Consider the following 4,570-nt stretch of genomic DNA (forward strand, 5'->3'; position numbering starts at 1 on the left):
CGCGGGTTACTCTCGGGAAGAGCCGGGTGCGGGAAATCCGCCCGCCCGGATCTGTGAGGGCGAAAGCCGAATGGCTGAGCTACTCGACCACGATCGCCGGTCCTGCTGCATGGCGATGATTCTGTTGATGTCCTCGCGTGCTCTTTCGCGTTACAAGAACAATCTTGGGCAACGTTTTTATAACGCTGATGACGGGATATGGGAAAAATTCCACTCGGTGACGTTGCGTCGTCCCGCGACGGCTAAATCGCGGAAGGTCTCGCCTCTTCTGCAAATACTATCGCGAAGCGAGAGTGAATTTCGCCGATGCGGGAGGCAGAAAAGCAGAATTCTGCGCCCTAGACGGGTTGCGCGAAGACTTTGCGCTAGTACGTGTGAGCCGGCGAGGCTAGATAAAGGCCGCGTGAGCATGCGGTATTCGCGGCAAGCTCAATCGGGCCAGGAGATTTGCGCGCTGGACCGAGACCCTTGCATCCACCGAACCCGTATCGCTAACGTAAGATCACTGCAATGGAGCCGCCGGCGAGCCAACTCCGAGCCATTGAGTCAGGCATGGAGAGGTCCGTCGCGGCAATGGAAGGCCCAATTATGAACTATGACCGCATCGACGCTCGCATCCTCGAGCTTGTACAGAAGAACAACCGGCTGACATCGGAGGTGATTGGCGAGCGGGTAGGACTTTCCGCAACCGCGTGCCAGAGGCGTCTAAAACGGCTCCGCGCGAAAGGCATCATCGAAGCGGATATCTCGATTGTCTCCGCCAAAGCGGTTGGAAGACCAATCCAAATGATCGTGTTCGTCACTCTTGAGCGCGAGCGCGCGGAGATCATCGATCGGTTCAAAAAGGATATAAAGGCCTCGCCCCAGATCGCCACTGGGTTCTACATCACCGGCGAGTCTGACTTCCTGCTGTATATCACCGCGCGCAGCATGGAGGACTATGAGCAATTCACACGCCAGTTCTTCTATCAGAACGCCCATATAAAGAGCCTCAAGACAATGGTCGTTGTCGACCGGGTCAAGCTCGGCTTCGGCGTTCCGGTCGAGGACCCGATGGACCTCTGAAGAGCAGTCCTGGGCCGGCATGAACAGCTGAGACGATACCGTCAAATCGCTTGGCAGACGGAGTGGTTGCCGCCCTCCCCAGACAGCATCGCAAGTGCCAAAGATGTGGACGACATAGGCCACAGAGCGGAGAGGACGGCAAATGAAGGATATGATGATCGGGGTGGAATCTGGCAAAGAACGTTTTCCAGCTTCACGGCGCTTCGATGACGGGAGAGGTGAAGTTTCGCAAGAAGCTAGCACGCGGACAGTTTTTGCGGTTCATGGCGGATTAGGCGCCGGCACTGGTGGCCATGGAGGCTTGCGGCAGCGCGCATTACTGGGCTCGCGAGCTGGTCAAGCTCGGTCACGAGGTCAAGTTCATCGCGCCGCAATATGGCCGCCCCTTCGTGAAGCGCCAGAAGAATGATGCTGCCGATGCCGAGACCATCGTCACTGCGGCGTGTCAGCCTGAAATGCGCTTCGTCGAACCCAAGACGCCAGATCAGCAAGCGAGGGTGGTTCTGTTCCGCGCTCGCGAACGCCTTATCCACCAACGCACGGAACTGGTGAACGCGCTGCGCCCGGTGCTCCGAGTGCGGGCAGGTCGTTCCGCTCGGGATCGGCACACGTCAAGCACGTCGAGGAAATGATCGAAGACGATTGCATCGACCTGCCCGAGATCGTGCGTGAAGAGTGCCGCAATCTGCTGGCGCAGATTGGCGAGAAGACGGCCCGGATCGACCATAAAACGAAGAAGCTCGCTGAGCTTTCCAGGCAAAGTGATGACGCGAGGCAGCTTCAGACGATGCCGGGTATCGGCCCAATCATCGCCCTGCCCGTCAAAGCATCTGCTCCAGCGATGGAGAGCTTCCGGTGCGGCCGGGATTTTGCGGCCTGGCTCGGACTTGTGCCCCGACAGTTCCCGTCCGGCGGCAAGGAAAGACTCGGTCGGGTGTCGAAAGCTGGACAGGCCGATATCCGCAGGCTGCTGATCATCGGCGCAATGGCTGGCGCATGCTGCCCAAGGATTTCCCGCCTTGGCAGACGCTCTACTGGTGGTTCAGGCGCTTCGTACGCCGCCTGCTGTTCCGCACGATCCACGATGTGGCGCTGATGCTTGACCGAGAACGCGAGGCACGCGAGCAAAGCCCATCGGCGGCGGTAGTCGATAGCCAGTCGGTCAATGCTCCATCGGCACCGTCCGGCGGTGGCTTTGACGCGGGCAAACGGATCAGGGACGCTAGCGCCACATTGCGGTCGATACGGATGGACGGCTGCTCATGGTCAATCTCTCAACAGCCGACGTCTCCGATAGCGCGGGCGCGCAGGAGATCGTCTCGGTAAGGCGTTGGCCCTGGCTGAAGCATTTGTTCGGCGATGCCGCCTATGAGGGGACCAAGCTGCTCGATGCCGCCGCCTACCGCGACTTCACCGTCGAGATCATCCGCCGGTCGGACGATGTCGCCGGCTTTAAGGTGCTGCCCGGCGATGGGTGGTCGAGCGGACCTTCGGCTGGATGACGCGCTGGCGCAGGCTTGTTCGCGCTACGAAAAGCGCCTCCATGGCGAGCAATCTACTTCGGCGGCTCACTCCATGAATGGACTTCCCATGCGCAGGTCGTTGATCACGCACCGCCGATAACGGCTTGGCCATCGTCACGCCGAAGGGAACCGACATCGTCTCACTCGATGAGGTAAGCGCGGTTATCTCCTACAAGATCGACGAACTCACCACCGATCTGATTTGCTGCGATATCGTGATCGGCTCCGGCGAGGCCGAGCAAATCCGAACCATCCATGAGGAACTTCCCGGCTTTGACAACCTCATGGCCCGCCTCGAAGCCCTTCCGGGCTTCAATCGGAAATGGCGTGACGCGATTATCCTACCGGCCTTCGCCGAAAACCGCACAATCATCTACCAGCGCCGCGCCAACGCCGCCCGACGCATTCTCGAAAACACTCTAAGGAGTTCGGGGCATGCTCTGCCGCACATCACAGCTTGATCGTCTTCAGGCGGTGATCTGCCCTTCCGCCTGGCGGTTGCTCCATGTAATCCAGTGGCATTTGCGAACGGCGTCAACGTCACGGTGTAGGGCCCGCGCGAAACGCGCGATGGCGACGAGCCTCGAATTGACGGCCATCGTCGATCCAAATGTCGAGCTTGCCCGGTTCCCGACCCCGCAAAATAGTGCGGAGCCGCATGGCCTACGCATCAGGGCAAAGTCGTTGCTCCCTGCTTCAGGACGTCCACCTTTCCCGCCTGGTTGATCGTCAGCATGCCTCGCGGCTTCATGCAGAGGGCCGCGGCGACTACAGGCGAGATCAAATGGCCCGTCGCCAGATCCGGTATGGGGACAGCATTGCGGGCTGGTTGATTGCGTATGATTGGAGCAAGCGACGCACTGTCCTTGCCCGGCCTCTCGGCACGCCGCCAGCCTGCGAGAAGTCGCTCGAGTGCCTATGTAGCCGCGCTGTTTCGATATCGTGGAACAGGTGCCGTCCGCAGCGCTTGCCATCTTTCCAGCACTGGGTGAGAAATGCCTCGAAATATAAGGGTGATCGGCTTCAACACGGCCCTGCGTCGGCTGGGTGGCGTGTCGAAAGTCAGCCATTTGGCGATGCTGCGTCGGCCATAGCAAGTACGACGGGCGATTTCGGAACGGGACAGCCCTTCCTTGCGCATAGCGTGCACAGTATCGAAAATTACCAAACTATCTGCACGATTGTCGACGAGCGTACCGCGCCCGGCGCCAATGCGTTGCGTCAACTGTGCGGATCATCCTGAATCAGATGGCGCCCCCGATATGCTTATCGGGCAGCAATGCCCGCCCCGTGGCGCGGCCCAAAAGCTCATCTGCTCCTCGATTGCGACCCGCAGATTCTGCATGAGATGGAACCAATCAGCCACTTGGCGCGCTTGCCGCGCACCCTCACGAACAGCTTGCGCATAGAGACGGTCGCTGACCGGCGCACTGAGCCGTCGCATCAAGCCCTCGCCAGGACGGCCGCCCGTGCTATGGCCGAGCAGACCGACAATCTCAGCGGCCCTCCTTGTCCGGCGAAGTGCTCACCGTCACGGTCTTGCCCTGGACCGGCAGATCCTGAAGATCAGCCGTGCCGATTTTATTCGCATGCCCCGTCGGCATCGAGTCGAGCAGCGTCCGGCAGCTACGACAACGCTCTGGTCGAGACGATCAACCGCCTTTACAAGGTTGAGGTGATCTAAAGACTTGTGCCGTGGCGGCCGTCGAATATGCGAGTGGGTCGACTGATTCAACAACTGGCGCGGCTGTTTAGTGGCCGTCGGTTAAATGTCGCCGGTTGGGCCGAAGTATTACGCCATGCTGCGCAAAGGTGGCGGCGTAATTCGTTTATGATTTTTCTCATCCGCTAAAACTAAAGTCGTCCAGTGGTTTACCTGACAGTTCCAGTCGAGACGGGAACCCGAGCGCCAAAGAGATTTACTTTGAGAGGCGCGATTTATGATCAGAGGCCTTGCTCAAATCATCAACGCGCCCTGGGAG

4 protein-coding genes and 2 pseudogenes are annotated in these 4,570 nt (G+C 59.5%); 5 read left to right on the plus strand and 1 reads right to left on the minus strand.

What is annotated here, in order from left to right:
• Window positions 1-588 precede the first annotated feature (588 nt).
• The 5 genes and pseudogenes from M727_RS0132430 to M727_RS41130 all read left to right on the plus strand — a co-directional run bounded on the left by M727_RS0132430 (window position 589) and on the right by M727_RS41130 (window position 3,049).
• Entirely contained in the window at window positions 589-1,065 is a 477-nt protein-coding gene (locus tag M727_RS0132430) for an Lrp/AsnC family transcriptional regulator (protein WP_027156002.1), read from the plus strand.
• A gap of 293 nt (window positions 1,066-1,358) precedes the next feature.
• On the plus strand, window positions 1,359-1,697 hold the full coding sequence (locus M727_RS43595) for a transposase (protein ID WP_245269105.1): 339 nt from the start codon (window positions 1,359-1,361) through the stop codon (window positions 1,695-1,697).
• 155 nt (window positions 1,698-1,852) lie between these two features.
• The gene (locus M727_RS43600; protein ID WP_245269106.1) at window positions 1,853-2,161 is read left to right on the plus strand and encodes a transposase; all 309 of its coding nucleotides are present in this window, start codon (window positions 1,853-1,855) and stop codon (window positions 2,159-2,161) included.
• Window positions 2,053-2,688: pseudogene (locus M727_RS38635) on the plus strand (IS5 family transposase); the annotation flags it as partial. The gene M727_RS43600 and the pseudogene M727_RS38635, both read left to right, overlap by 109 nt.
• A 4-nt stretch (window positions 2,689-2,692) precedes the next feature.
• On the plus strand, window positions 2,693-3,049 hold the full coding sequence (locus tag M727_RS41130; RefSeq protein WP_084647011.1) for a hypothetical protein: 357 nt from the start codon (window positions 2,693-2,695) through the stop codon (window positions 3,047-3,049).
• Here M727_RS41130 and M727_RS43605 read toward each other — a convergent pair.
• Window positions 2,962-4,107: pseudogene (locus tag M727_RS43605) on the minus strand (hypothetical protein); the annotation flags it as partial. The gene M727_RS41130 and the pseudogene M727_RS43605 sit on opposite strands and share 88 nt — an antisense overlap.
• Window positions 4,108-4,570: the final 463 nt, after the last annotated feature.

Source organism: Mesorhizobium sp. WSM2561, assembly GCF_000513915.1.
Lineage (GTDB): Bacteria > Pseudomonadota > Alphaproteobacteria > Rhizobiales > Rhizobiaceae > Mesorhizobium > Mesorhizobium muleiense.

Bases quoted from the DNA above. Each gene is read 5' to 3' on its own strand.
- M727_RS0132430 (WP_027156002.1), top strand. From the start codon at position 589: ATGAACTATGACCGCATCGACGCTCGCATCCTCGAGCTTGTACAGAAG.
- M727_RS43595 (WP_245269105.1), top strand. From the start codon at position 1,359: ATGGAGGCTTGCGGCAGCGCGCATTACTGGGCTCGCGAGCTGGTCAAG.
- M727_RS43600 (WP_245269106.1), top strand. From the start codon at position 1,853: ATGCCGGGTATCGGCCCAATCATCGCCCTGCCCGTCAAAGCATCTGCT.